This window comes from Thauera carbonicopians, assembly GCF_025699485.1.
Lineage (GTDB): Bacteria > Pseudomonadota > Gammaproteobacteria > Burkholderiales > Rhodocyclaceae > Thauera.
In genome coordinates, this window is sequence record NZ_JANUXN010000008.1 from 88,173 (window position 1) to 112,266 (window position 24,094).

At 67.1% G+C, this 24,094-nt stretch carries 26 protein-coding genes; 9 read left to right on the plus strand and 17 right to left on the minus strand.

Annotated elements, in window-relative coordinates; translation table 11 throughout:
* Positions 1–13 precede the first annotated feature (13 nt).
* Together xerC and NX068_RS12135 are read left to right on the plus strand one after the other, a co-directional pair.
* The gene (xerC, locus tag NX068_RS12130; RefSeq protein WP_263461520.1) at positions 14–955 is read left to right on the plus strand and encodes a tyrosine recombinase XerC; all 942 of its coding nucleotides are present in this window, start codon (positions 14–16) and stop codon (positions 953–955) included.
* A gap of 144 nt (positions 956–1,099) precedes the next feature.
* Positions 1,100–1,693 (plus strand): helix-turn-helix domain-containing protein, encoded by a 594-nt coding sequence (locus tag NX068_RS12135; RefSeq protein ID WP_263461521.1) that lies wholly within the window; start codon positions 1,100–1,102, stop codon positions 1,691–1,693.
* Between the two features lie 42 nt (positions 1,694–1,735).
* Here NX068_RS12135 and NX068_RS12140 read toward each other — a convergent pair whose 3' ends face one another.
* From NX068_RS12140 to ruvA, 4 genes are all read right to left on the minus strand, one after another.
* Positions 1,736–2,095: a hypothetical protein gene (locus tag NX068_RS12140; protein ID WP_263461522.1), complete on the minus strand. Its 360-nt coding sequence runs from the start codon at positions 2,093–2,095 to the stop codon at positions 1,736–1,738.
* Positions 2,096–2,107: 12 nt separating this feature from the next.
* The gene (gene ruvB, locus NX068_RS12145; protein WP_263461523.1) at positions 2,108–3,163 is read right to left on the minus strand and encodes a Holliday junction branch migration DNA helicase RuvB; all 1,056 of its coding nucleotides are present in this window, start codon (positions 3,161–3,163) and stop codon (positions 2,108–2,110) included.
* An 87-nt stretch (positions 3,164–3,250) separates the two neighbouring features.
* A complete protein-coding gene (locus NX068_RS12150; RefSeq protein WP_263461524.1) occupies positions 3,251–4,054 on the minus strand; it encodes a THxN family PEP-CTERM protein in 804 nt (267 codons plus the stop codon).
* Positions 4,055–4,199: 145 nt separating this feature from the next.
* Complete coding sequence (gene ruvA / locus NX068_RS12155) at positions 4,200–4,799, minus strand: Holliday junction branch migration protein RuvA (RefSeq protein WP_263461525.1); 600 nt, start codon at positions 4,797–4,799, stop codon at positions 4,200–4,202.
* A gap of 268 nt (positions 4,800–5,067) precedes the next feature.
* Between ruvA and NX068_RS12160 the strand changes: the two genes are divergently transcribed.
* The 5 genes from NX068_RS12160 to NX068_RS12180 all read left to right on the plus strand — a co-directional run bounded on the left by NX068_RS12160 (position 5,068) and on the right by NX068_RS12180 (position 9,873).
* A complete protein-coding gene (locus tag NX068_RS12160; protein WP_263461526.1) occupies positions 5,068–6,228 on the plus strand; it encodes an ABC transporter substrate-binding protein in 1,161 nt (386 codons plus the stop codon).
* A gap of 140 nt (positions 6,229–6,368) precedes the next feature.
* Entirely contained in the window at positions 6,369–7,289 is a 921-nt protein-coding gene (locus NX068_RS12165; RefSeq protein WP_263461527.1) for a branched-chain amino acid ABC transporter permease, read from the plus strand.
* A 97-nt stretch (positions 7,290–7,386) separates the two neighbouring features.
* Complete coding sequence (locus tag NX068_RS12170; RefSeq protein WP_263461600.1) at positions 7,387–8,334, plus strand: branched-chain amino acid ABC transporter permease; 948 nt, start codon at positions 7,387–7,389, stop codon at positions 8,332–8,334.
* Positions 8,331–9,080, plus strand: a complete 750-nt coding sequence (locus NX068_RS12175; RefSeq protein WP_263461528.1) for an ABC transporter ATP-binding protein — start codon at positions 8,331–8,333, stop codon at positions 9,078–9,080. The genes NX068_RS12170 and NX068_RS12175 overlap by 4 nt, the downstream gene beginning before the upstream one ends.
* Before the next feature lie 79 nt (positions 9,081–9,159).
* Positions 9,160–9,873, plus strand: coding sequence for an ABC transporter ATP-binding protein (locus NX068_RS12180; protein ID WP_263461529.1), 714 nt, complete (start codon positions 9,160–9,162; stop codon positions 9,871–9,873).
* A 27-nt stretch (positions 9,874–9,900) separates the two neighbouring features.
* On the opposite strand, the gene NX068_RS12185 is transcribed toward NX068_RS12180, so the two are convergent.
* From NX068_RS12185 to NX068_RS12245, 13 genes are all read right to left on the minus strand, one after another.
* Positions 9,901–10,758: a DUF4351 domain-containing protein gene (locus NX068_RS12185; RefSeq protein ID WP_263461530.1), complete on the minus strand. Its 858-nt coding sequence runs from the start codon at positions 10,756–10,758 to the stop codon at positions 9,901–9,903.
* A gap of 133 nt (positions 10,759–10,891) precedes the next feature.
* The gene (locus NX068_RS12190; protein WP_263461531.1) at positions 10,892–11,836 is read right to left on the minus strand and encodes a prenyltransferase; all 945 of its coding nucleotides are present in this window, start codon (positions 11,834–11,836) and stop codon (positions 10,892–10,894) included.
* Positions 11,837–11,844: 8 nt separating this feature from the next.
* The gene (gene rng / locus NX068_RS12195; protein WP_263461532.1) at positions 11,845–13,299 is read right to left on the minus strand and encodes a ribonuclease G; all 1,455 of its coding nucleotides are present in this window, start codon (positions 13,297–13,299) and stop codon (positions 11,845–11,847) included.
* A gap of 84 nt (positions 13,300–13,383) precedes the next feature.
* Positions 13,384–13,995 (minus strand): Maf family protein, encoded by a 612-nt coding sequence (locus NX068_RS12200; protein ID WP_263461533.1) that lies wholly within the window; start codon positions 13,993–13,995, stop codon positions 13,384–13,386.
* 19 nt (positions 13,996–14,014) lie between these two features.
* Positions 14,015–14,485, minus strand: coding sequence for a 23S rRNA (pseudouridine(1915)-N(3))-methyltransferase RlmH (gene rlmH, locus NX068_RS12205; RefSeq protein WP_263461534.1), 471 nt, complete (start codon positions 14,483–14,485; stop codon positions 14,015–14,017).
* The gene (rsfS, locus tag NX068_RS12210) at positions 14,486–14,848 is read right to left on the minus strand and encodes a ribosome silencing factor (RefSeq protein WP_263461601.1); all 363 of its coding nucleotides are present in this window, start codon (positions 14,846–14,848) and stop codon (positions 14,486–14,488) included.
* Positions 14,848–15,549, minus strand: coding sequence for a nicotinate-nucleotide adenylyltransferase (gene nadD, locus NX068_RS12215; protein WP_263461535.1), 702 nt, complete (start codon positions 15,547–15,549; stop codon positions 14,848–14,850). The genes rsfS and nadD overlap by 1 nt, the downstream gene beginning before the upstream one ends.
* Positions 15,546–16,313, minus strand: coding sequence for a BPSS1780 family membrane protein (locus tag NX068_RS12220; protein ID WP_263461536.1), 768 nt, complete (start codon positions 16,311–16,313; stop codon positions 15,546–15,548). Before NX068_RS12220 ends, nadD begins: the two co-directional genes overlap by 4 nt.
* A 10-nt stretch (positions 16,314–16,323) precedes the next feature.
* A complete protein-coding gene (locus NX068_RS12225) occupies positions 16,324–17,142 on the minus strand; it encodes a BPSS1780 family membrane protein (protein ID WP_263461537.1) in 819 nt (272 codons plus the stop codon).
* Positions 17,139–18,095: a homoserine kinase gene (locus NX068_RS12230; RefSeq protein WP_263461538.1), complete on the minus strand. Its 957-nt coding sequence runs from the start codon at positions 18,093–18,095 to the stop codon at positions 17,139–17,141. The genes NX068_RS12225 and NX068_RS12230 overlap by 4 nt, the downstream gene beginning before the upstream one ends.
* Positions 18,096–18,133: 38 nt before the next feature.
* The gene (locus NX068_RS12235) at positions 18,134–18,682 is read right to left on the minus strand and encodes a DNA-deoxyinosine glycosylase (protein ID WP_263461539.1); all 549 of its coding nucleotides are present in this window, start codon (positions 18,680–18,682) and stop codon (positions 18,134–18,136) included.
* Positions 18,679–18,999, minus strand: coding sequence for a DUF2782 domain-containing protein (locus NX068_RS12240; protein WP_263461540.1), 321 nt, complete (start codon positions 18,997–18,999; stop codon positions 18,679–18,681). Before NX068_RS12240 ends, NX068_RS12235 begins: the two co-directional genes overlap by 4 nt.
* 58 nt (positions 19,000–19,057) lie before the next feature.
* The gene (locus tag NX068_RS12245; protein WP_263461541.1) at positions 19,058–19,798 is read right to left on the minus strand and encodes an LOG family protein; all 741 of its coding nucleotides are present in this window, start codon (positions 19,796–19,798) and stop codon (positions 19,058–19,060) included.
* 66 nt (positions 19,799–19,864) lie between these two features.
* On the opposite strand from NX068_RS12245, the gene polA reads away from it, so the two are divergent.
* Positions 19,865–22,615, plus strand: coding sequence for a DNA polymerase I (polA, locus tag NX068_RS12250; RefSeq protein WP_263461542.1), 2,751 nt, complete (start codon positions 19,865–19,867; stop codon positions 22,613–22,615).
* Positions 22,616–22,898: 283 nt separating this feature from the next.
* On the plus strand, positions 22,899–23,954 hold the full coding sequence (rfaE2, locus tag NX068_RS12255; protein ID WP_263461543.1) for a D-glycero-beta-D-manno-heptose 1-phosphate adenylyltransferase: 1,056 nt from the start codon (positions 22,899–22,901) through the stop codon (positions 23,952–23,954).
* The last annotated feature ends 140 nt before the right edge of the window (positions 23,955–24,094 follow it).

The window sequence follows — 24,094 nt, forward strand, 5'->3', positions numbered from 1 at the left end:
GCAAGGCGGCAAGATGGCCGACGGGCGCCAGGATGCGAGTGAGGAGGCCGGGCCAGTAGAGGTTTGCGTGCTGCTGCCGCCCGAAGTGGAAGCCTGGCTGGACTGGCTTGCCAGCCAGCGCCGCGCGGCGCCGCTGACGCTGCGGGCCTATCGCCGCGATCTGCAGACCTTGCTGCGCCTCGCCGACGGCAGGGAAGCGACCGCGCTTGCTCCGCACGACATCCGGCGCTTCGTCGCCCGCCTGCATGGCGAAGGGCTGACGGGGCGCTCGATTGCGCGCCATCTCAGCGCCTGGCGCGGCTTCTATCGCTGGCTCGTCCGCCGCCAGGGGCTGGCGGCCAATCCGGTGGACGGCATCCAGGCACCGAAATCGGCTGCCACCCTGCCACGCGCGTTGTCTCCCGACCAGGCGCAGGCCCTGCTCGACGGCGAGGCGGGCGATGGCGTGCTCGACATCCGTGATCAGGCGATGTTCGAGCTGTTCTACTCGTCCGGCCTGCGGCTTGCCGAACTGGCGTCGCTCGATGTCGGGGGTGGGCTGGATCTTGCCGAGGCCATGGTTACCGTGACCGGCAAGCGCCAGCGCCAGCGCAGCGTGCCGGTGGGAGGCAGGGCGCTGGAAGCCTTGCGCGCCTGGCTGGCGGTGCGGGATTCCGTCGCCCCGCGGCACGAGCGTGCCGTCTTCGTTTCGCGCACGGGCTCGCGCTTGTCGCCGGGCGGCATCCGCAGCCGCCTTTCAGAGCGGGCCAGACAGAGCGGCCTGGGCGTGCATGTCCATCCGCACATGCTCCGGCACAGCTTCGCCAGCCACTTGCTGCAATCGAGTGGGGACCTGCGGGCTGTCCAGGAATTGCTCGGCCACGCCAGCATTCGGAGCACACAGGTCTATACTCACCTTGACTTCCAGCATCTTGCACAGGTCTACGACAAGGCTCATCCGCGCGCACGCAAATAAACGGACATAGGTGCCAGTTTTTGCCCATTTACCCAAATTGGGGACTTTTGAATATGTTGCTGGCAAAGCGCTGGGTTATGCTCCACCGGTTACTATAAGAACGGTATACAGCCAATCTGGAGAAGTCCGTTGGCTCAGGAGTTCATGTCAAACAAAGCCGTCCCCAGGGGGTTCCTCATCCGGGAAGGTGTGGCCGATGCTGAGAAGCCGACCTTGGAATCTTCGCTCTGCGCAACACGCGCCGTGGCGCTGCTGCTCGTCCGTCACCAGATCCGTAACTTGCGCCGCTGGTTCGAGGAATTCGATCGCGACATCCTGCTGCCGATACTGTTGGGCGAAATTGCCTTGCATAATATAGGGATATTGGAGCACGACAGCAAGTGGGTCGACGAAATGTCCGAGGCATCTTCGAGCCATGCGTCCGACTCGTTCTGGTTCGACGGCTGCCGCATGCGCCCGTGCAACGCCTATTCTATTGCGGCGGCGACCGATCTGCCGCGCGAGACGGTGAGAAGGAAGATTGGCCGCCTGGTCGAACTGGGGTGGATCGAGCGCCAGGAGAATGGCCACCTGTTCATCACCCAGGCTGCCATCAAGCATTTCGGCTCGCTTCTCAGTTCGCGTGAACTGGTCGAACTGATGGATGCCGCCGACCGCGCCCGCAAGTTGATGCCCACATACGGTGGGGTGCGCAAGGCTGCGCAGGGAAAGGCGGCAGGCGTCGGCGCCGATGCCTGAGCTTGCCGAGGATGGGACGGCGCGCGTGCGTGTACGCCTCGATCACGGTGCGGTCACGGCGGCAGGCGCGCGGTAGTCCGGATTGGCGCCGGGTTCTGCGTTCCAGAGCGCGCTGCCGATCAGCGCCACTGCAAGCAGCAGTACGGCTGAATAGCGGCGCTGCTGCGCCGCTGTACTGGCCGGCCTGCGTTTTGCGCCGTGGTAATACATGGTCCGCAGGTACTGCCCGCCTGCGGCAGCGAGAGCCAGCAGGCCGGCGCCGAGCAGGCGCGAGGATGCTGCGTCGAACTGCAGGCCGATGGCGGGGTCGCGGCCGGGCATGAAGAAGGCTGGCGCCTGCGTCAGCAGGAACAGGCCGCCGAGCAGGCACAGCATGAACATCACCACCTGCAGCGAGCGCATGCCGGATGCCGCTCAGGCGTCGAACAGATCGCTGCCGATGCGCGGCGGCGCTAGGCCGAAATGCTGCCAGATCGAATGCGTTGCCATGCGCCCGCGCGGCGTGCGCTGCAGATAGCCCTGCTGGATCAGGTAGGGTTCGATGACGTCCTCGATGGTGTCGGTGGATTCGCCGATCGCGGCGGCGATGTTGTCGAGGCCGACCGGGCCGCCGCCGAATTTCTCCAGCATCGCCGACAGCAGCTTGCGGTCCATCAGATCGAGCCCGAGGGCGTCGACGTCCAGCATGCCCAGCGCGGCGTCGGCCACCCCGGCGCTGATGTGGCCGCTTGCCTTCACTTCGGCATAGTCGCGCACGCGGCGCAGCAGCCGGTTGGCGATGCGCGGCGTGCCGCGCGCGCGGCGGGCGATCTCCAGCGCGCCCGGGTCGTCGATCTCGACGTTGAGCAGCCGTGCCGAGCGGCCGACGATGAAGCCGAGCTCCTCCGCCGTGTAGAACTCCAGCCGCGACACGATGCCGAAGCGGTCGCGCAGCGGGTTGGTCAGCATGCCGGCGCGAGTGGTGGCGCCGACCAGGGTGAAGGGCGGCAGGTCGAGTTTGACCGAGCGCGCCGCCGGCCCTTCGCCGATCATGATGTCGATCTGGAAGTCTTCCAGTGCGGGGTAGAGGATTTCCTCGACGACCGGCGACAGGCGGTGGATTTCGTCGATGAACAGTACGTCGTGCGGTTCGAGATTGGTCAGCAGTGCGGCCAGGTCGCCGGCGCGTTCCAGCACCGGGCCGGACGTCTGGCGCAGGTTGACGCCCATCTCGGCGGCGACGATGTGGGCCAGCGTGGTCTTGCCCAGGCCGGGCGGGCCGAACAGCAGTACGTGGTCCAGCGCCTCGCCGCGGCGGCGCGCGGCCTGGATGAAGATTTCGAGCTGTTCGCGGATCTTGGCCTGGCCCACGTATTCGGCCAGCCGCTTGGGCCGCAGCGCGCGCTCGACCGCATCTTCCTGGCGGTCGGCGGGCTGGGCGGAGATCAGGCGCTCGGGGCTGCCGGCGCGCAGTTTGTCGGTCTCGATCATGGTGCGCAGTTTAGCCGATGGCCGGCGACAGAAAACGAAACGGGGAGCCGAAGCTCCCCGTTGCTGCAGCCGCGAATGAGGCGGCGCTTAGCGGCGGCGGCGGCGAATGGCGCCCAGACCGGCGAGGCCGATGCCGAGCAGCGCCAGTGCGCCGGGTTCGGGTACGTCGATCGTCACCCTTTCCGAAGTGATCTTGAAGGCGAATTGGGCTTCGGTGGCCTCTCGCTCAGGCGTCATGAAGCCGGTGCAGGGTGTAGGCGAGCCAGCGGCGACACAAGCAGCACCTGGCAGTGCGGCCAGTTTCTGACTTGCCTCAAAAATGGAGGCGTAGTAGGTGTAGCCGTCGTATTCGAACTCATGGTTGAGCGCACCATCGCCGAGCACGAAAGCGTCGTCGCAGACCGTGACGCTTGTCGGCAGACAGGTGCCGGCAGTGTTGGTGGTTTCGACAAAGTAGATATCGAATACATTGAGAAAATCAACTACAAGGGTGGCGCCATCATAGAGCTTGACGTCGGCAATGAGTTGAGCGGTCTTCAGGGTACCGTAAGTGGACGACAGCGGATTGTTGTAATGAGTGATGGTGTTGGTCAGTGCCATTGCGCCATCGGAAGTCACCGAACCAGTTGCCGGCGAGCTGCCGATCGCGACGCCGCTACGGCCGCCGTCAGGGTTGGTGTTGCCGCCGGGCTGGCCCCAGCTAATGCTTGCGGCATTGTAGAGCTGCGATCCGTTCGTGTTCGTGAAGGTGGGGATTGCGGCGCCGTTTGAACCGGTGCCCCAAGACAGCGAAACTGCATAGTTCCAGGTGACCGGCGCCGCGTACGAAGCGGATGCAGTCAGGGCCAGCGCGCAGGCGGTGACGAGGTGGCGGATTTTATGTGTGCGCATGATGTGCTCCTCCAAGAAAGGTTGCGAGGTCATCAAGCACAGCCCGTGCCAATTTTCTTGTTATTGAATTTATTAAGCAAATCTGCCGATTTATTTTTATGTGTAAAATTTGTCGACATTAGTGAATTTATTGTTTTAAACAACTTCAGCTTTTTGATAAGTGGCGCAGTGCCAATCGGATGCCCTCCGACACTCCGATGTCTTCGTCCAGGTTTTTCATCGCCCCCAGTGCCTCGCGTTCGTTGTAACCCAGCGCCAGCAGCGCATTGAGGATATCGCTGCGGGCATCGGGCAGGGCGCTCGGCGCGGCGGCGAGCTTGGTGCCGGCCAAGTTCGGCAGCGCCTTGCCGAGCTTGTCGCGCAACTCCAGCAGCAGGCGTTCGGCGGTCTTCTTGCCGATACCGGGGATCTTCACCAGGCGGCCGCTTTCCTGCAGCGCGACCGCTTGCGCGAGGTCGTTCACCGACAGCCCCGACAGCACCGCCAGGGCCATGCGCGCGCCGATGCCGGACACTTTCAGCAACTGGCGAAAGGTGGTGCGTTCCTCATCGGTGGCGAAGCCGAACAGAAAATGGCCGTCCTCGCGCACCACGTGGTGCGTATGCAGGCTGACCTGGGCACCGGTGGCCGGCAGGCCGTAGAAGGTGCTCATCGGCACGTCGATCTCGTAGCCGACGCCATGCACGTCGACGAGGATCTGGGGCGGGTTCTTTTCGAGCAGGGTGCCGGTGATGCGTCCGATCATGATCGTGGTTCCGGGCGGGACGGATGGGGATGCGCAAGTCTACCAGCGGCGCCTTCCGGCGCCTGCTTCCACGAGTGAAAATTCATACAGTCCGATTCGCCGGGTTCAGGCACGAGGTTCAGCGGCCCTCGCGGGGATTTTCCTTCTGCCGGCCAGTGCGCTCGGGCTAGAATCTGGCCCGTTCGCGCGATTGCGCCTTGCCCGCGCCGGTTTTCCGCGCGGATCTGGCGTAACGCCGCCCTGCCGAAACGATCGAGGAGACTCTCCCATGCCGCAGATGAAGTTCCTGGCCGCCACCCTGGCGCTGTGCGCTGCTGCTTCCGTCCACGCCGCCGACATCAAGGTCGGCATCGCGCTGGACATTTCCGGCCCCTTCTCGGCGCTGGGCGCGGAAGCGCGCGATGGCTTCGAGCTGGCCATCGAGAAGCTCGGCGGCAAACTCGGCGGCCAGCCGGCGGAATTCCTGCGCACCGATTTCGGCGGCAGCCCCGAGCAGGCCAACCAGCTCGTCGCCCGCTACCTGCAGCGTGAAAAGATCGACTTCTTCACCGGCCCGATCGGTTCGAACGCCGCGCTGGCGGTCGGCCCGGCGCTGTTCGCCGCCAGGGTGCCCTACCTGTCGAGCAACCCCGGCCCCAGCGTTTACGCCGGCGACAAGTGCAATCCTTATTTCTTTGCCCAGTACCAGAACGACACCTATGACGAGGCCGCCGGCAAGGTCGCCAACGAAAAGGGCTACAAGAACGTCGTACTGATCGCGCCCAACTACCCGGCGGGCAAGGATCACCTGAATGGCTTCAAGCGTTTGTACAAGGGCGCGGTGAAGGACGAGATCTACACCAAGCTCGGCCAGATCGACTACGCTCCGGAAATCGCCCAGATCCGCGCCGCCAAGCCCGACGCGGTGTTCTTCTTCCTGCCGGGCGCAATGGGCATCAACTTCGTCAAGCAGTTCGTCGGCGGCGGCCTGAAGGACGTGCCGCTGATCGCACCGGGCTTCTCCGCCGACGAGGACGTGATCCAGGCCGTCGGCGAGCCGATGCTCGGCGTGCTCAATACCGCGCACTGGACGCACGATCTGGACGTGCCCGCCAACGCCGAATTCGTCGCCGCCTTCCGCCAGAAGTACGACGGCCGCTACCCCTCGGTGTATGCGGCGATGGCCTACGACACGCTGATGGCGATGGATGCCGCGGTGCGCGACGTCGGCGGCAGCGTGGGCGACCGCGAAGCGGTGCTGAAAGCACTGAAGAATCCGAGCTTCAAGTCGGTGCGTGGCGACTTCACGTATGGCGTCAACAACTATCCGGTGCAGAACTACTACCTGCGCGAAGTCGGCAAGGACGCCGACGGCCGCCTGACCAACAAGCTGGTCGGCATCACGCTGGAAAACCACCAGGACGCCTACGTCGGCGCCTGCAGGATGTAAGTTCCACCGCCTGCCGTACCGCGTGTGCCGCGGCGCGAGCCTGCAGCATGCCCGGCCCTTATTCCGAACACGCCCGCCCGCTGCATGCCGGGCGGCCACGAAGCAGGCCGCGATCTGCATTTCAGCCCGGTTCACCTCAGATGGATGCCATCTTCGTTTTCGAGCAACTGCTCAACGGCCTCGGCTACGGCCTGATGCTGTTCCTGATCGCCGCCGGCCTGACGCTGGTGTTCGGCATCATGGACACCATGAACCTCGCCCACGGTTCGCTGTACATGGCCGGCGCCTATGTCGCCGCGCGCGTGCATGAAGCCAGCGCTTCGTTCGCGCTCGCGGTGCTGGCCGCCGTGCTGGTCACCGTGGCGGTCGCGGCCTTGCTCGAAGTGCTGGTGATTCGCCGCCTGTACCGGCGCGATCATCTGGTGCAGGTGCTGGCCACCTTCGGCATCATCCTGATCGCCGACGACGCGGTGAAGGCGATCTGGGGCGTGGCGCCGCTGATGGCGTCGACGCCGGCGGCGCTCGCCGGGCCGGTGCAGCTGGCCGAAGGCTTGCCTTACCCGTCCTATCGCCTGCTGCTGATTGCTGCCGGCCTGCTGGTCGCGCTCGGGCTCTACCTGCTGGTCAACAAGACGCGCATCGGCATGCTGGTGCGCGCCGGTGCTTCGAACCGCCAGATGGCCGAGTTCATGGGCGTGCGCGTGGGCACGGTGTTCGCCTTCGTGTTCGCGCTCGGCGCCGGACTGGCGGCGCTGGCCGGCGCGTTGATGGCGCCGATCAGCTCGGTGCAGATCGGCATGGGCGAGGCGATCCTGATCCCGGCGCTGGTGGTCATCGTCATCGGCGGCATCGGCTCGATCCGCGGCGCCTTCGTCGCCGCGCTGCTGGTCGGCCTGGTCGATACCGCCGGGCGCGCCTTCCTGCCGCTGGCGCTGCGCGCGGTGCTGCCGCCTTCGGTGGCGGCGGACCTGGGGCCGGCGCTGGCCGGCATCGCCATGTACGTGCTGATGGCCGCCGTGCTGACGCTGAAGCCCGCCGGCCTGTTCCCGGCCCGGGCATGAGGCGGACAGCGTGAATCGCCCCGCTTCCGATTCGTCGCGCGTGGCCGCCACCACAGGTGCTGCCGCCGTGGCCGAACATCCACATCAGCCTTTCGCCGTGCGCTTCCCGGGCTTCGCCCGCCGCCTGCCCTGGCTGGTGCTGGCGATCCTGGCGCTGTTCCCGCTGCTGGCGCCGACTTTCGGGCTGGAATACTACGTCGGCTTCGTGCGCCGGCTGCTGATCGTCGCCATTGCCGCCAGCAGCCTCAACTTCATTCTCGGCTACGGCGGCATGGCCGCGCTCGGGCATGCCGGCTTCATCGGCGTCGGTGCATACACCGTGGTCGCGCTGGTCGAGGCCGGCTTCTCGTCCGCCTGGCTGGCCTGGGGCGGCGCGCTGGTCGTCGCCGGCCTGTCCGCCGCCCTGATCGGTGCGGTGTCGCTGCGCACGCGCGGGGTGTATTTCATCATGATCACGCTGGCCTTCGCCCAGATGCTGTACTACCTGGCGGTGTCGCTGCGCACCTATGGCGGCGACGACGGCTACGGGTTGTACACCCCGCTGGAAATGGGCGTCTGGCTGGACGGTGTGCATCCGGACGTCTTCTACTGGGTGGTGCTGGTCATCGCCGCGCTGGTGTTCGCGTGCTTCAGCCGCGTCGCCCATTCGCGCTACGGCCATGCGCTGCGCGGCATCCGCGACAACGAGACGCGCATGGTCGCGCTCGGCTACCCGGTGTATCGGCTCAAGCTCGCCGGCTTCATCGCCGCCGGCGCGGTGGCCGGGCTGGCCGGCGGCCTGCTCGCCAGCCACAACGCCTTCGTCAGCCCGGCGATGATGCACTGGACGCAGTCGGCATTGCTGCTGGTGATGGTGATGCTCGGCGGCCTCGGCCGGCGCTGGGGGGCGCCGCTCGGCGTGGCGCTGTGGCTGGTGCTGGAAGAAACGCTGAAGATGCACACCGACTATTGGCACTGGCCGCTCGGCGTGCTGCTGCTGCTCGCCGTGTTCCATGCGCCGCAGGGCCTGGCGGCGCTGTCCGAGCGCCGGGAGGGCGGCCGATGAGCCTGTTCGTGGCCGAAGGCCTGGTCAAGCGTTTCGGCGGCCTGCTCGCCACCGACCATGTCGACCTGGCGGTCGAGCGCGGCGAGATCCACGCCCTGATCGGCCCCAACGGCGCCGGCAAGTCGACCCTGGTCAATCTGATCTCCGGCCTGCTGCCGGCCGACGCCGGCCGCATCGTGCTCGACGGCGTCGACCTGACCGCGCTGGCGCCGCACCAGCGCGTGCACCACGGCCTGGCGCGCTGCTTCCAGATCACCAGCGTGTTCCGCAACGACTCGGTGCGCGACAACCTGCTGCTGGCCGTGCAGGCCCAGGCTGGCTCCAGCTTCCGCTGCCTGCGGCGGCGCGAAGCCGAGACCGCCCTGATGGATGCGGCGTTGGCACTGGCCGACAGGACCGGCCTCGCTGCGGTGCTCGAGCGCCCCGCCGGCGTGCTGCCGCACGGCATGCAGAAGCGGCTCGACCTCGCCCTGGCGCTGGCCGCGCACCCCCGGCTGCTGCTGCTCGACGAGCCGATGGCCGGCATGGGGCCGGAGGACTCCGTGCAGATGATCGAACTGATCGGCCGCCTGCGCAGCGAAACGGCGATCCTGCTGATCGAGCACGACATGGACGCGGTGTTCCGGCTTGCCGACCGCATTTCGGTGCTGGTCTATGGCCGGGTACTGACCTCGGGCGACGCCGCGCACGTCAAGGGCCATGCCGAAGTGCAGTCGGTCTATCTCGGCACGGAGGCGCACGCATGAGCGTTCTCGCCCGGCCGTCCGAAGGGTGCGCTCTTCCTCCCGTGGAGAGGATGTCGCGTAGCGACGGGAGGATAGTGTAGTGAACACGCCGTTGTTGAGCAGTCGCGGCCTCGAGGCCGGCTACGGTGCCAGCCAGGTGCTGTTTGGGCTGGACTTCGACATCCGCCCGGGCGAAGTCGTTGCCCTGATGGGCCGCAACGGCATGGGCAAGAGCACCACGATCAAGACTCTGGTCGGCGGCCTGCGCCCGCGGCGCGGCGAGATCCTGTTCGACGGCCAGCCCATCCATGCCGCACGCGCCGACCACATCGCCCGCCTCGGCGTCGCGATCGTGCCCGAAGGCCGCCAGTGCTTTCCGAACCTGAGCGTGCGCGAACACCTCGTCGCCTTCGCCGACCGCCGCAACGGTGCAGCCGAGCCCTGGACGCTGGATCGCCTGTACGCGCTGTTCCCGCGCCTGGCCGAGCGCGCCGACCACATGGGCAACCAGCTTTCCGGCGGGGAACAGCAGATGCTGGCGATTGCCCGTGCGCTATCGACGAATCCGCGCCTGCTGATCCTGGATGAAGCCACCGAAGGCCTGGCGCCGGTGATCCGCGACGAAATCTGGCGCTGCCTGGCCTTGCTGAAGGCCCAGGGCCAGACAACATTGGTGGTCGACAAATACGTCGAAAAGCTGCTGCTGCTCGCCGACCGAAACCTGATCCTGGAGCGCGGCCGCATCGTCTGGCAAGGCAGCTCGGCCGAACTGGATGTGCAGCGGGAATTGTGGAGCCGTTATCTGGGGGTGTGAGCGGCGGAAGAAGGTCTGACGCTGTGCTTAGTGTTCGCCGAAGACGTCTTCCAGCGTTTGCGCATCCAGGATGCTGTCCGCCCAGCGCTCGAGATTGGCGCGAGTGGCACGCTGCAGCCGTTCGGAGGTCTGGCGGTCGAGCGGGCCGAAGCGGCGGGAAAGCTGGCGGGTCAGCAACTCACGCTCACCGTCCTCACGACCTTGCAACAAGCCTTGCTGTATTCCGGCATGGCGGGCGCGTTCGCTCGCACGTTCGCTCCAAGTCTGCATTTCCTCGTTCTCCTGCGGGTAGCGTTGTTCGTACAGCCGCCGTTCATTATCGTCAAGGGGGCTGTAGATGTCGATGAAGTCCATGTATTTGATACGTTTTTCGATGCTCGGTTCGAGTCCGATCAGGCCACGTACGGCTTGCGCGTAGATTTCCAGTTTTCGCTCGCGCGGCCAGCGCATGTTGGGTAGATTGAGCCGGGCGACGAGGTTGGAGCTATCCAGCCAGGCGTCGGCGGGCGTATCGGCGAGGATGCAGGCGAGATAGTCAAAGCGCAGATAGATGTGGCGTTCGCTGCCCAAATCCAAGTGGCGTCGCACGCGCTCGCTGCCACGCAGGAAAATCACCACCGGCACCACGCGATCGGTTTCCATCAGCTCGGCCAGTGTGGCGTAGTAGGACACAAGACGATGGATCGAAAACCTCCCCGGTGTGCTTTCTTCTTCCAGCACGAACAGCAGCGCTTCGCGCCGGCCGTCGGGCCATTCGGCCAGCAGTGGTACATCGAGCTCGTGAAAGCGATCGCCGAGCCGATCCTTCAATTGCTCCTGCCGGATCGGGGTGATGCGCACCGCGTCATCCAGATCGCGGGCTTCGTCGGGTGCGAAGAAGGCCAACGCCTGCCGAGGGTAGTCGAGGATCAGGTTCTTGAAGTTCTGGTCGTGGCTCGGCGCAGGCATTGCACAATCCCGATTTCATGATGAATGGGATTATATGCCGGATGATTTGTCCGGATTGCTTGTGCCTTCTTCAAGCGAAAGCCAGCGCTCCGGCCAGAATCAGGCCATGCAGGTTGGCCGCAAGAATGGTGCGCTTGATCGCCGGGCCGAGTTCGGCGGGCTCTTCGGCGTGCTGCAGCAGTTCGCGGCCGGCGGAGAAGGACAGCACCAGCGTCATTGCGGCGGCGGCGGTCTTTTGCGGCAGGGTGCCGTTGCTGCTCATGCCGATCAGCCACCCGTAGGCGACGATGGCGATCAGCAGGTAGCCCCATTTCGCCGCCTGCGGGCCGAGTTTCACCACCAGGGTGTTCTTGCCCGCCGCGGTGTCGCCGGCGTGGTCGGGGAACTGGTTGATGAACAACAGATTGGCGACCAGCAGCGCATACGACAGGCCGGCGGCGGCGGGAAATGCGGCGAAACTGCCGCGCTGCACGTAGTCGGTGCCGACCACCACCAGCAGCCAGCCGGCGGCGATTGCCAGTTCGCCGAGTCCGCGGCTCATCAGCTTCAGCGGCGGCGCGGAATAGGCCCAGCCGGCGAACAACCCGCCGGCGCCGATCAGCAGCAGGCCCGGCCCTGTCTGCCAGGTCAGCCACAGCCCGGCTGGAATCACCGCCGCCAACAGCACGTAGCCGAATAGCCCGGTCTGGCGGGCCGTCAGCACGCCGTTCTGGATGAAGCGGCTGCCGCCGGTGAAGGGGAACAGGCGGTCGGTGTTGGCCGCGTCGGCGCCGCTCAGCGCGTCGTGGTAGTCGTTGATGACATTGACGCCGGCATGGGCGACGAGGGCGAACAGGACGGTGAGCACCGCCGTCGCGGCATCGATGCCGACGCCGCTGCGCCAGGCGCTGGCCAGCCCGATCAGGCAGGCCACCAGCGTCACCGACAGGAAGGCGGGCCGGGTTGCGGCGAAGTAGCAGGCGAAGGCACTGCCGAAGCGGCCGGGCTGCGGTTCGGCCGGGTGCGGGGCGGGCATCGGCGGGCTCACAGCAGCACGATATCGTACTGTTCCTGCGTGTAGCTGGCCTCGGCATGCAGCGAGACCTTCTTGCCGATGAAGTCCGACAGCATCGCCAGCGACTGGCTTTCCTCGTCCAGGAACAGGTCGATCACCTGCGGCGCGGCGAGCACGCGGAATTCCCGCGCATTGAACTGGCGGGCTTCGCGCAGCAGTTCGCGCAAAACCTCGTAGGCCACGGTGCGGGCGGTCTTGACTTCGCCGCGGGCGTCGCAGGTGGGGCAGGGTTCGCACAGCAGATGGGCGAGCGATTCGCGCGTGCGCTTGCGTGTCATCTCCACCAGGCCGAGCGCGGTGAAGCCGTTGATGCTCATCTTGGTGTGGTCGCGCGACAGTGCCTTGCGGAACTCGTCGAGCACCATCTCACGGTGCTCGGTGTTCTCCATGTCGATGAAGTCGATGATGATGATGCCGCCGAGGTTGCGCAGCCGCAGCTGGCGGGCGATCGCCTGGGTGGCTTCGAGGTTGGTCTTGAAGATGGTGTCGTCGAAGTTGCGCGCGCCGACGAAGCCGCCGGTATTGACGTCGACGGTGGTCATCGCCTCGGTCTGGTCGATGATCAGGTAGCCGCCGGACTTCAGATCCACCCGGCGGGCGAGCGCCTTCTGGATCTCTTCCTCGACGTTGTACAGCTCGAACAGCGGTCGCTCGCCGGCATAGTGTTCGAGCAGCGGCAGCACCTTGGGCGTGTATTCCTCGGCGAAGGCGGTGAGTTTCTGGAAGTTCTCCCGCGAGTCGACGCGGATGCGCGCGGTGTCGTCGTTGGCGAGGTCGCGCAGCGCGCGCTGGCCAAGGCCGAGATCCTCGTGCAGCAGCTTGGGCGGAAACAGGCCGGTGGTGCTGTTGCGGATCTCGCCCCACAGCTTGCGCAGGTAGGCGATGTCGGCGGCCAGCTCGGCGTCCGAGGCCGATTCGGCCATCGTCCGCACGATGAAGCCGCCGGGTTCGTCGGCAGGCACCAGTGCACCCAGACGGTCGCGCAGGGCTTCGCGCTCGGCTTCGTCCTCGATGCGCTGGGAGATGCCGATGTGCTTCTCTTGCGGCAGGTAGACCAGCAGGCGGCCGGCCAGGCTGATCTGCGTCGACAGCCGGGCGCCCTTGGTGCCGATCGGGTCCTTCAGCACCTGCACCATCAGGCTCTGGCCTTCGGTCAGGATGCGTTCGATCGGACGCGCGGGTTCGCCGTTCTGGCGCTCGCTCCAGATGTCCGCCACGTGCAGGAAGGCGGTGCGCTCCAGGCCGATGTCGATGAAGGCCGACTGCATGCCCGGCAGCACCCTTACGACCTTGCCGAGATAGACGTTGCCGACGATGCCGCGGCTGGCGGTGCGCTCGATGTGCAGCTCCTGCACCACGCCCTGTTCGATGATTGCCACCCGCGTTTCCTGCGGGGTGAAGTTGATGAGGAACTCCGTGCTCATGAAAGCCTGCGTCAATGGGAAATGCGCAAGGGCGGCCCGCTTTCCTGCTGGGGCCGCCCTTGCGTATTGCTCATCTCGCGCGGGTTACAGAGGATAGCCGAAGGTCTCCAGCAGTTGCGCGGTTTCGAACAGCGGCAGGCCCATGATGCCGGAGTAGCTGCCGTGGATCTCCTCGATGAAGACCGCCGCCTTGCCCTGGATGCCGTAGGCGCCGGCCTTGTCCATCGGCTCGCCGGTGGCGATGTAGTGGCGGATCTCGAGGTCGGTCAGTTCGCGGAATTTCACCGTGCTGATCGACAGCTTGCTGCGCGTGCGCTCGCCGTCGCTGATCGCCAGCGCCGTCAGCACCCGATGGCGGCGGCCGGACAGGCGGCGCAGGATGGCCTGGGCGTCGGCGGTGTCGGTCGGCTTGCCGATGATGTCGCCGTTCAGTTCCAGCGCGGTGTCGGCTGCCAGGACGGGATGGCGCAGCAGCTTGCGCCACTGGATGCGGCGTACGCCGGCCTGGGCCTTGGTCAGTGCCAGGCGTTCGACGTAGCGCTCGACGCCTTCGCCCAGCAGGGTGCTCTCATCGACGTCGGGATCTTCGCCGCGTTCGCCGCCGCGGAAGGTCAGCACGTCGAACTGCACGCCGATCTGCCGCAGCAGATCGCGTCGGCGGGGGCTTTTCGAGGCGAGGTAGATGCGTGGGTTCATCGGTGGAGGGGAAGACGGCTCATTCGCGGTGATAGGGGTGGTTGCGCAGCACCGTCCAGGCGCGGTACAACGCCTCGGCCAGCAGCGGGCGCACCAGGGCGTGCGGCAAGGTCAGGCTGGAAAGGCGGACGGCCTCCTGGGCGGTGCTCTTGAGCGCCGGCGCCAGCCCGTCCGGGCCGCCGACGATCAAGGCCACGTCCTGGCCTTCACCCTGCCAGGCTTCCAGCCGGCGCGACAGCGCCAGCGTGCTCAGGTCGGCGCCGCGCTCGTCGAGGATGACGCGGCGGCAGCGCGGCGGCAGTGCGGCTTCGATGCGTGCGGCTTCGGCCGTCATCATCGCGTCCACAGTCTTGCCGCTGGTGCGCGGCTCGGCTTTGACCTCGATCAGTTGCAGCGGCATTTCGCGCGGCATGCGCCGGGCGAACTCGTCGAAGCCGGCCTCGACCCAGGCGGGCATGCGATGGCCGACGGCGACGAGGAAAAGCTTCATTCACTTTCCCGCCGCGGCCTGTGCCGGCTTGCGCGAAGCGGGTGCGGTGTTCCACAGCTCTTCCAGGCGATAGTGGGCGCGGATGGCGGGCTGCATGATGTGGACCACGATGCTGCCCAGGTCCACCAGCACCCATTCGCCGCTGTCCTCGCCTTCGATGCTGAGGACGTCGGCGCCGGCTTCGCGTGCCTTGTCGTGTACGTTGCGGGCCAGGGCGCGGGTCTGGCGGCCGGAGTCGGCGCTGGCGACGACGATGCGGTCGAAAAGCGGGGTGTTGTGCGAGGTGTCGATGACTTCGATGTCGCGCGCCTTGATGTCTTCGAGGGCGGAAACGACGATGTGCTGCAGGGCGGAAGTGTCCATCAAGAGGAGGTATGTCCAGTCAGGTTGCGGGAGTAGAGCCCATTCGCCCCAATATAGTCGAGAACGGAATCGGGCAGCAAATAGCGCGCGCTGTGGCCGTGGCCGATCAGATCGCGGATCAGCGTGGCCGAAATCGCCAGCGGCGTCATGTCGAAGGGAATGATGCGTCCGGCGGGTGCCGCGCGCAGTTCGGCCGGGTCGGAGACGTGGCGGCCTTCGCACAGCGCGGCGAGCCCGGGGGACAGTGTCGCCGGCCAGCGGCGGGCATGGGGCGCATGGCCGGGGCGGTTGGCGACGGCGATATGGGCCAGCGAGAACAGCTCCTGCCAGCGGTGCCACTGGGGCAGGCCTTCGAAAGCATCGGCGCCGAGGATCAGCACCAGCGGACGCCGCGGACCGAGTTCGGCGCGCAGGCGCTCGAGCGTCGGCACGGTATAGCTCTTCTGCGGGGTGCGCACTTCACCGTCGTCGACTTCGAGGCCGTCGTTGCCGGCTGCGGCCAGGCGCGTCATCGCCAGGCGGTCCTCGGCGGTGCTGCCGGGTTCGCCGCGGTGCGGCGGCTGGCCGGCGGGGACCAGACGCACGCGGGGCAGGCCCAGCGCCTCGCGCGCTTCTTCCGCCAGGCGCAGGTGGGCGAAGTGGATCGGGTCGAAAGTGCCGCCGAGCAGGCCGAGTGGCGCGGCGTCCGTTGCAGCGCTCATTGGCGCGGATCGCCGGGCAGGCCGAACACGTCGCGGGTGTTGATGTAGAAGCTGGCGAACAGCACCGGCACCAGGATCAGCGGTAGCGGGAAGGAAGCCAGCGTGGCAACCGTGGGCGAGACCAGGCCCAGGATGCCGATGAGCAGGCCGGGCAACAGGGCGCCGAACAGCAGCACGCCGATCGCGTAGGCAAGGAAGGGGCGCCAGTTGCGCAGGCAGGCGTAGAAGCTGAAGAACATCGCCTTGGCGGCGGGCAGTTTCCACCACGAAGCCAGCATCGGCGCGAACCAGTAGGCCATCATCAGCGGCGTGGACAGCAGCGTCCCCACCAGCAGCGTGGTGCCGAGATTGGAATTCGACAGCGCGGCTTCGTCGAGGTCGCCGTCGCCGCGCATGATCGCCGCCAGCGTGCCGTCGTCGACCATCGACACCACCAGCAGGATCAGCACCGAGCCTGCCAGGTACAGGCCGCCGATGGCCAGCAGCGACGGCAGGTTGCCGCGAAAGCCCGAGAACAGCACGTCCGGCCCGACCTTCCTGCCGGCATCGATCGCCCTGCAGGCATTGAGCACGCCCACCGACAGCGCCGGCATGATCAGCGAGGCGGCGATCTGGCCGATGAAGGGGAAGATGCTGACGACCAGCAGCGCCAGCAGGTAGCCGAAGGCGGCGAAACTGAGCAGCGCGGGGTTCTTGCGCCAGAGCTGCAGGCCTTCGCGCAGCCAGTTCCAGCCACGCGAGGAACGAAGGGTATTTGCTTGCATCGTTGGATCTTCAGTCGGAATCGGGGCCGGGAGTGGGAGCGTCTCCGCCGGTGGTGCCCTCGCCGGCGGACCGCTCGGCCGGCGCCGGCAGCGCAGGCAGTTGCGGGGCGAAGGTCTCGCGCCAGGCGGCGTACAGCGCACCGGCCGTCACCGGCAACAGCGCCAGCATGCCCAGTCCGGCCGGAATCAGCGCCACCCAGGCCAGCACGTACAGCAGCGCGGCGAGCACGATGAAGGCCAGCAGGTTGTGGAAGCAGGCGCGGGCGGACAGCATCATCGCCTCGAGCGGGGCGACGCCGTGCAGCATCACCAGCGCCGGGGCGAACCACAGCGCCATCAGCAGCAGCACCCACAACACGGTGAACACCAGGGCGCCGACCATCACGCCGCCGGCGGCCATGCCTGCGCCGGGCACGCTGCCGACGACCATGCCGGTCAGCATCGCGCTGCCGCTGATCGCCATGGCCACCAGTGCCGCCAGCAGCGCGCCCAGCAGGTGGAAGGTGCCGACCAGCAGCAGGTTGCCGGCGTGGCGGCGGATGCCGTCGAACAGGTGGTCGATGCGCAGCACCTCGCCGCGGTCGAGCGCCTGGGCGCCGGACAGCATGCCCGCCAGCAGCACCGGCAGCGCGATCGGCGCCGCCGCCCAGCCGAGGATGGGCAGCATGCCCAGCGCGGCGAGGATCACGAACACGATGAAGGCCTGGATCGCCCACACCACCGGAGACTTCATGAACAGCCGCCAGCCGTCGGCGAGCCATTGCAGGGCATGGCCCGGGGCGACGTCGCCGGGGGCGGGAACGGGCGGGGTCGGTCCTGGCTTGGTCATAGCGGCAGCGGCGGCACGTCTGCGGCGCGCAGGCGCAGGATGTCGCGATATTCGTCGGGGTTCTTGACCGACACCATCTCGCCGCTGCGCGGACGGTGGAAGTCGGTCGCACGCGACAGCCAGAAGCGCAGCGCCGCGGCACGCAGCATCGCCGGCCAGGCGGCGCGCTCTTCGGCGGTGAATGGCCGCTCGGCATGGTAGGCGTCGAGCAGGGCCTGGCTGCGGGCTGGGTCGAGCTGGCCGTCGGGCTGGCTGCACCAGTCGTTGACCGTCACCGCGACGTCGAACAGCAGCGCGTCGTAGCCGGCGAAGTAGAAGTCGATCAGGCCGCCGATGTGCGGCGTGCCGTTCTCGTCCTTGTCCCACAGCACGTTGTCGCGGAACAGGTCGGCGTGGATCGCGCCCTGGGGCAGGGCGGCGGCATCGACGGTGGCCTGGAAGGCGATTTCGGTATCGAGCAGCGCCTGCTCGCCAGCCGGCAGGAAGGGGCGCACCAACTGCGCAGTGTCGGCCCGCCAGGCGGCACCGCGTGGGTTGTCCTGGCGGCGGCCGTAGGACTGGCCGGCGAGGTGCAGGCCAGCGAGCATGGCGCCGATCTTCTCGCAGTGGATGACGCCGGGGTCCATCTCGGACGAACCCGACAGCCGAACCACCAGCGCAGCGGGCCGGTCCTGCAGGGTGCCGAGGTATTCGTTGTCGCGGTCGGCGATCGGTCCGGGTACGGGCAGGCCGTGGCGCGACAGGTGTGCCATCAGGTGCAGGTAGTAGGGCAGTTCGGCGCGCGACAGATCTTCGAACAGCGTCAGCACATAGCGGCCGAGCGTGGTGGTGACGAAGAAGTTGCTGTTCTGCACGCCGGCCGAAATGCCTTTCAGCTCCACCAGCCGGCCGACGGCATAGCCTTTCAGCCATTCGGCGAGCGTGGTTTCGGGGACGTGCGTGAAGACGGACATGCGGACTCCGGAGGGGCGGGGGGGCTGGGTGGCTCGGGTCAGGCCGCCAGTGTGGCGGCAGGGTTGGCAGCGGCGGCCGCCATGCGCACGGCCTGCCAGGCAGCGAGCTTGGCATCGAAGCCGCGCGCGGCATGCGCCGGGCTGGTCGACGGCAGGCGGGTGAAAGCCAGGCCGGGCGGCAGCGCGACACGGCTCCGCACGTGGCGGCGGAAAGCCGTTTCGGCGGTGGTGCCGTTGAAGAAGACGTGCCGGATCTGCGGACAGCTCCGGAACAGGCCGGCGAAGTCGTTCGGTTCGATGCTGGTGGGGGCGATGGCGCTGTCGAGGCTGCCGCTGCGCTCACAGGCGGCGATCACGTCCCACAGCGCCACGCCGGCCGCGTTCAATTGCGCCAGCCGTTCGGCGTAGGGCAGCTCCGGCCAAGCGCCGAACAGCGCCCCCATGATCGGCCAGAAGGCGTTGCGCGGATGGGCGTAATACTGCGCGGCGCCGAGCGAAGCCTGGCCCGGCATGCTGCCGAGCACCAGCACCCGCGCGTCGGCGCGCACGGCCGGGGCGAAGCTGCGCACGCGGGGGGGTGTGCTCACCAGGACTTGATCACCCACATCGGCACCGCCAGGTCGGGCAGGGAATCCTCGCGCACCATCTTGCCGTTGCCTTCCTTGTCGATCAGGTAGTAGGGCACGCCGTGCGGCGGCGTCACCTTGACCATGTAGAGCTGGCCGCGGATGCGGTATTCGGCGACGGTGTCCTCGCCGCGCTGGATGATGGTGACTTCCGGCTCGTCGATCTCGCCTTCCATCGGCATCGGCGGCGGCTCGGGAATCGGCTCGAGGTCGGGCGGTTGCTGGGCGTAGGCCGGCATGGCGGCGGCGAGCAGCAGGGCGATCAGGGTGCGGCGCATGGTGTTCTCCTGAAGATGCCGTAATTCTAGCCGTTTGGGCCGAAGCCTGCTGCCGCGGCTACAGGTTCAGCATCATGTCGTGCTCGGCCGGCACCGGCTGGAAGCCGCGCCGCTCGTAATGCTTGAAGATGGCCTCGACGACCTCTTCCGGCGTGTCGATGACCTGCACCAGCTCGAGATCCTCGGGGTTGATCATGCCGTCGGCGACCAGGCGGTCGCGGAACCAGTCGAGCAGGCCTTGCCAGAACGGGCGGTGCACCAGGATGATCGGAATCTTCTGGCTCTTCTTGGTCTGGATCAGCGTCATCGCTTCGAGCAGTTCGTCCAGCGTGCCGAAGCCGCCCGGCATCACCACGTAGGCGGCGGCAAACTTCACGAACATGAACTTGCGCGCAAAGAAGTGGCGGAAGGTCTGCGAGATGTCTTGGTAGGGATTGGCGGTCTGCTCCAGCGGCAGCTGGATGTTCAGCCCCACCGACGGACTCTTGCCGAAGAAGGCGCCCTTGTTGGCCGCTTCCATGATGCCCGGCCCGCCGCCCGAGATCACGGTGAAGCCCGAATCCGACAGCAGGCGCGCGATCTGCTCGGTCAGGATGTAGTACATGTGGTCGGGCGGTATGCGCGCGCTGCCGAAAATCGATACTGCCGGCCGGATTGCGGCCAGGCGGTCGGTCGCCTCCACGAACTCTGCCATAATTCCGAAAATCCGCCAGGACTCGCGCGCGTTGTAGCGCGGCGTGCCGCCGTCCGGAGCGCTATGGGCCTGGATGCTGCGGGGGAGTTTGTCTTTCGCGGTCATGTTGTTGTTCTCATGTATGTTCATCGGCCGGACCAGGCCGGACCCCGTTCCCGAGGATTTCCAGAAATGCCGACCCTGCTGCTCGTCGATGGCTCCAGCTATCTCTATCGCGCCTTCCATGCGCTGCCCGATCTGCGCAATTCGCAGGGCGAGCCGACGGGGGCGATACGGGGAGTGCTGTCGATGCTACGTCGGCTGGAAAGCGACTACAAGGCGGAATTTCGTGCCTGCGTGTTCGACGCCAAGGGCAAGACCTTCCGCGACGACTGGTATCCCGAATACAAGGCCCACCGCCCGTCGATGCCCGACGACCTGCGCGCGCAGATCGAGCCGCTGCACGAAGCGGTGGTGGCCGAAGGCTGGCCGCTGCTGTCGGTCGAGGGGGTCGAGGCCGACGACGTCATCGGCACGCTGACCCGCCAGGCGCTGGAGCGCGGCTGGGAAGTGGTGATCTCCACCGGCGACAAGGACCTGACCCAGCTCGTGCGCCCCGGCGTGCAGTGGGTTAACACCATGAGCGAGGAAGTGCTGGATTCGGCCGGCGTCGAAGCCAAGTTCGGCGTGCCGCCCGAGCGCATCATCGACTACCTGACCCTGGTCGGCGACACCGTGGACAACGTGCCCGGGGTGGAGAAATGCGGCCCCAAGACCGCGCTGAAATGGCTGGCCGAGTACGGCGACCTCGACAACCTGGTCGCCAACGCCGACAAGATCGGCGGCAAGGTCGGCGAGAACCTGCGCAAACACCTGGACTTCCTGCCGCTGGGGCGCAAGCTGGTGACGGTGGCCACCGACGTCGACCTGCCGGTGACGCTGGACGAACTGCCCGCACGCGGCGACGACAAGGTGGCGCTGCGCGCGCTGTATGAGCGCTTCGAGTTCCGTTCCTGGCTGAAGGACATCGATGCCGGCGCCAGCAGCGTCGCCGCGTCGAAAGCCGCTACCGAAGCGCGCCGCTTTGCTCCGGATGGTGAAAGCAAGGGCGCGGAGCCGGCCGAAGCAGGATCGCACCGCGGCAACTACGCCACGATCCTCGACTGGGACAGCTTCGAGACCTGGCTGGCCAAGATCGGCGCCGCCGAACTCACCGCCTTCGACACCGAAACCACCAGCCTCGACCCGATGGCCGCGCAACTGGTCGGCATGTCCTTCGCCGTCGAAGCGGGTCAAGCCGCCTACCTGCCGCTGGTCCACCGCGGCGCCGAAGCCCCCGAGCAACTGCCGCTGGCCGAGGTGCTGGACAAGCTGCGGCCCTGGCTGGAATCCGATACCCATGCCAAGCTCGGCCAGAACCTGAAGTACGACGCCCACGTGCTCGCCAACCACGGCATCACGCTGCGCGGCATCGCCCACGACACCCTGCTCGAATCCTACGTGCTCGAAAGCGACAAGTCACACGACATGGATTCGCTCGCCCGCCGCCATCTCGGCCTGACGACGATCCCCTACACCGACGTCTGCGGCAAGGGCGCCAAGCAGATCGGCTTCGACGAAGTCGCGGTCGAACGCGCCACCGAATACGCCGCCGAGGACGCCGACGTCACGCTGCGCCTGCACCAGCACCTGTGGCCGCAGCTCGAAGCCGAACCCCGGCTTGCCGCGCTTTACCGCGACATCGAACTGCCGGTGCTGCGTGTGCTGCAGCAGATGGAGCGCACCGGCGTGCTGATCGACCCCTTCCTGCTCGCCCAGCACTCCGAAGAGCTCGGCCGCCGCCTGCACGAACTCGAACTGCAGGCGCACGAACTGGCCGGCCAACCCTTCAACCTCGGTTCGCCCAAGCAGCTCGGCGAGATCCTGTTCGGCAAGCTCGGCCTGCCTGTGGTCAAGAAGACCGCCACCGGCCAGCCCTCCACCGACGAAGAAGTACTGGAAAAGCTCGCCGAAGACTACCCGCTGCCCAAGCTGCTGCTCGAGCACCGCAGCCTGTCCAAGCTCAAGAGCACCTACGCCGACAAGCTGCCGCGCATGGTCAACCCTGCCACCGGCCGGGTGCACACCAGCTTCTCGCAGGCCACCGCGGTCACCGGCCGGCTGTCCAGCTCCGAGCCCAACCTGCAGAACATCCCGATCCGCACACCCGAAGGCCGCCGCATCCGCGCCGCCTTCATCGCGCCCAAGGATCATTTGATCGTCTCCGCCGACTACTCGCAGATCGAGCTGCGCATCATGGCCCACCTGTCGGGCGACGCCCGCCTGCTCGAAGCCTTCGCCCACGGCGAGGACGTGCACCGCGCCACTGCCAGCGAAGTGTTCGGTGTGCCGCCGGCCGAAGTCAGCAGCGAACAGCGCCGCTACGCCAAGGTGATCAACTTCGGCCTCATCTACGGCATGAGTGCGCACGGCCTGGCCAAGAACCTCGGCATCGAACGCGCCGCCGCCCAGGGCTGGATCGACCGCTATTTCGCCCGCTACCCCGGCGTCGCCGACTACATGGAACGCACCCGCATCGAAGCGCGCGAGCAAGGCTACGTCGAAACCGTGTTCGGCCGCCGCCTCTACCTGCCGGACATCCGCGCCGCCCAGGCCGGCCGCCGTCAGGGCGCCGAACGCGCGGCGATCAACGCGCCGATGCAGGGCACCGCCGCCGACCTGATCAAGAAGGCGATGATCGCCACCAGCGACTGGCTGGCCGCATCCGGACTGAAGTCGAAGCTGGTGCTGCAGGTGCACGACGAACTGGTGCTGGAAGTGCCCAAGGGCGAGCTCGAGGCCATCCGCAGCGAACTGCCCAAGCTGATGGGCGGCGTCGCGGAGCTGAACGTGCCGCTGCTGGTCGAAGTGGGGGCGGGCGACAACTGGGATGAGGCGCACTAGGCGTACGTGTTGCCCTTTGTTGTCTTTGCTGCACCGTCCATCTTTTCGACGTGCCGCCCATTTTTCCGCAGGAGCGGCTTCAGCCGGGGGCGCCTAGCCGCGAATTGGGCCTCATGGCCACCCCCAACCGCTATTTTCGCGGCTGAAGCCGCTCCTACGGGTACCCGGTGCTTTAGCGAATCAATCGCCCCGATAGCCGCCCGCAGCAAAGCTGCGTGCTAGCATCGCCGGCATCCAGAATGCTTGCCCCGGCCCGCGCCGGGGCCGAACCGCGAGATCACCCATGAGCTTCTTCACCCAGTACATCGACAAGCACCTGGCCGCCATCGAGGCCCTGCGCGCCATCGAACAGGTGGTCGAGGCCGGCGCGCAGCGCATCAGTGCGGCACTCAACCGCGGCAACAAGATCCTGTTCTGCGGCAACGGCGGCAGCGCCGCCGACGCCCAGCACATCGCCGCCGAGCTGGTCGGCCGCTTCGTCGCCGAGCGCCGTGCGCTGCCCGGCATCGCGCTCACCACTGACACCTCCATCCTCACCGCGGTCGGCAACGACTACGGCTTCGATGACGTCTTCGCGCGCCAGGTCGATGCGCTCGGCCAGCCGGGCGACGTGCTGGTCGGCATCTCCACCAGCGGCAACAGCCCCAACGTCATCGCCGCGGTCGAAGCGGCGCGCCGGCGCGGCGTCGAAGTCATCGGCCTGCTCGGCCGCGACGGCGGCAAGCTGCGCGAGCTCGTGGACCTGGCAGTCATCATCGGCGTCGCCGAGACGGCCCACATCCAAGAATGCCACATCATGATCGGCCACATGTGGTGCGCCTACGTCGACGCCCACCTCGCCACCGCGGATGCGGCCAAGGCCTCGGCCGCCGGCGTGCTGGACGAAGCCCGGGCCATCGCCACCGTCCGCGCCGCGCGCCAGGCCGGCGAGCGCGTGGTCATGACCAACGGCTGCTTCGACATCCTCCACCCCGGCCACATCGAATACCTGGAGCAGGCCCGTGCGCTCGGCCAGCGCCTGATCGTCGCCGTCAACGACGACGACTCGGTACGCCGCCTCAAGGGCGACGGCCGTCCGGTCAATTCGCTGGCCCACCGCATGCGCATGCTCGCCGCGATCGGCTGTGTGGATTGGGTGGTGCCGTTCGCCGAAGACACGCCCGAGCGCCTGATCTGCGCCGTGCTGCCCGACCTGCTGGTCAAGGGCGGCGACTATACTCCCGACCAGATCGCCGGCGGCGACTGCGTCCGCCGCGCCGGCGGCGAAGTCAGGGTGCTGGGCTTCGTCGAAGGGCACTCCACCACCGGGTTGATCGAGCGCATCCGCGACGGGGGTTGATTCCGGAATTTACGGACGCTGATTCCGAGATTTACGAGGATCGATCCCGAAGTTTACGGAGCCCGAGTTCCACGCTCAAAGCGCCTCCGCATCCGTGTAGATCTCGTCCAGTGTAATCTCGACCAAGCCGTGTTTCGCGC

Excerpts from the sequence above, each read along its gene's own strand:
- xerC (WP_263461520.1), top strand. The coding sequence starts at position 14 with ATGGCCGACGGGCGCCAGGATGCGAGTGAGGAGGCCGGGCCAGTAGAG.
- NX068_RS12135 (WP_263461521.1), top strand. The coding sequence starts at position 1,100 with ATGTCAAACAAAGCCGTCCCCAGGGGGTTCCTCATCCGGGAAGGTGTG.
- NX068_RS12140 (WP_263461522.1), bottom strand. The coding sequence starts at position 2,095 with ATGCGCTCGCTGCAGGTGGTGATGTTCATGCTGTGCCTGCTCGGCGGC.
- ruvB (WP_263461523.1), bottom strand. The coding sequence starts at position 3,163 with ATGATCGAGACCGACAAACTGCGCGCCGGCAGCCCCGAGCGCCTGATC.
- NX068_RS12150 (WP_263461524.1), bottom strand. The coding sequence starts at position 4,054 with ATGCGCACACATAAAATCCGCCACCTCGTCACCGCCTGCGCGCTGGCC.
- ruvA (WP_263461525.1), bottom strand. The coding sequence starts at position 4,799 with ATGATCGGACGCATCACCGGCACCCTGCTCGAAAAGAACCCGCCCCAG.
- NX068_RS12160 (WP_263461526.1), top strand. The coding sequence starts at position 5,068 with ATGCCGCAGATGAAGTTCCTGGCCGCCACCCTGGCGCTGTGCGCTGCT.
- NX068_RS12165 (WP_263461527.1), top strand. The coding sequence starts at position 6,369 with ATGGATGCCATCTTCGTTTTCGAGCAACTGCTCAACGGCCTCGGCTAC.
- NX068_RS12175 (WP_263461528.1), top strand. The coding sequence starts at position 8,331 with ATGAGCCTGTTCGTGGCCGAAGGCCTGGTCAAGCGTTTCGGCGGCCTG.
- NX068_RS12190 (WP_263461531.1), bottom strand. The coding sequence starts at position 11,836 with ATGCCCGCCCCGCACCCGGCCGAACCGCAGCCCGGCCGCTTCGGCAGT.
- rng (WP_263461532.1), bottom strand. The coding sequence starts at position 13,299 with ATGAGCACGGAGTTCCTCATCAACTTCACCCCGCAGGAAACGCGGGTG.
- NX068_RS12200 (WP_263461533.1), bottom strand. The coding sequence starts at position 13,995 with ATGAACCCACGCATCTACCTCGCCTCGAAAAGCCCCCGCCGACGCGAT.
- rlmH (WP_263461534.1), bottom strand. The coding sequence starts at position 14,485 with ATGAAGCTTTTCCTCGTCGCCGTCGGCCATCGCATGCCCGCCTGGGTC.
- rsfS (WP_263461601.1), bottom strand. The coding sequence starts at position 14,848 with ATGGACACTTCCGCCCTGCAGCACATCGTCGTTTCCGCCCTCGAAGAC.
- nadD (WP_263461535.1), bottom strand. The coding sequence starts at position 15,549 with ATGAGCGCTGCAACGGACGCCGCGCCACTCGGCCTGCTCGGCGGCACT.
- NX068_RS12220 (WP_263461536.1), bottom strand. The coding sequence starts at position 16,313 with ATGCAAGCAAATACCCTTCGTTCCTCGCGTGGCTGGAACTGGCTGCGC.
- NX068_RS12225 (WP_263461537.1), bottom strand. The coding sequence starts at position 17,142 with ATGACCAAGCCAGGACCGACCCCGCCCGTTCCCGCCCCCGGCGACGTC.
- NX068_RS12230 (WP_263461538.1), bottom strand. The coding sequence starts at position 18,095 with ATGTCCGTCTTCACGCACGTCCCCGAAACCACGCTCGCCGAATGGCTG.
- NX068_RS12240 (WP_263461540.1), bottom strand. The coding sequence starts at position 18,999 with ATGCGCCGCACCCTGATCGCCCTGCTGCTCGCCGCCGCCATGCCGGCC.
- NX068_RS12245 (WP_263461541.1), bottom strand. The coding sequence starts at position 19,798 with ATGACCGCGAAAGACAAACTCCCCCGCAGCATCCAGGCCCATAGCGCT.
- polA (WP_263461542.1), top strand. The coding sequence starts at position 19,865 with ATGCCGACCCTGCTGCTCGTCGATGGCTCCAGCTATCTCTATCGCGCC.
- rfaE2 (WP_263461543.1), top strand. The coding sequence starts at position 22,899 with ATGAGCTTCTTCACCCAGTACATCGACAAGCACCTGGCCGCCATCGAG.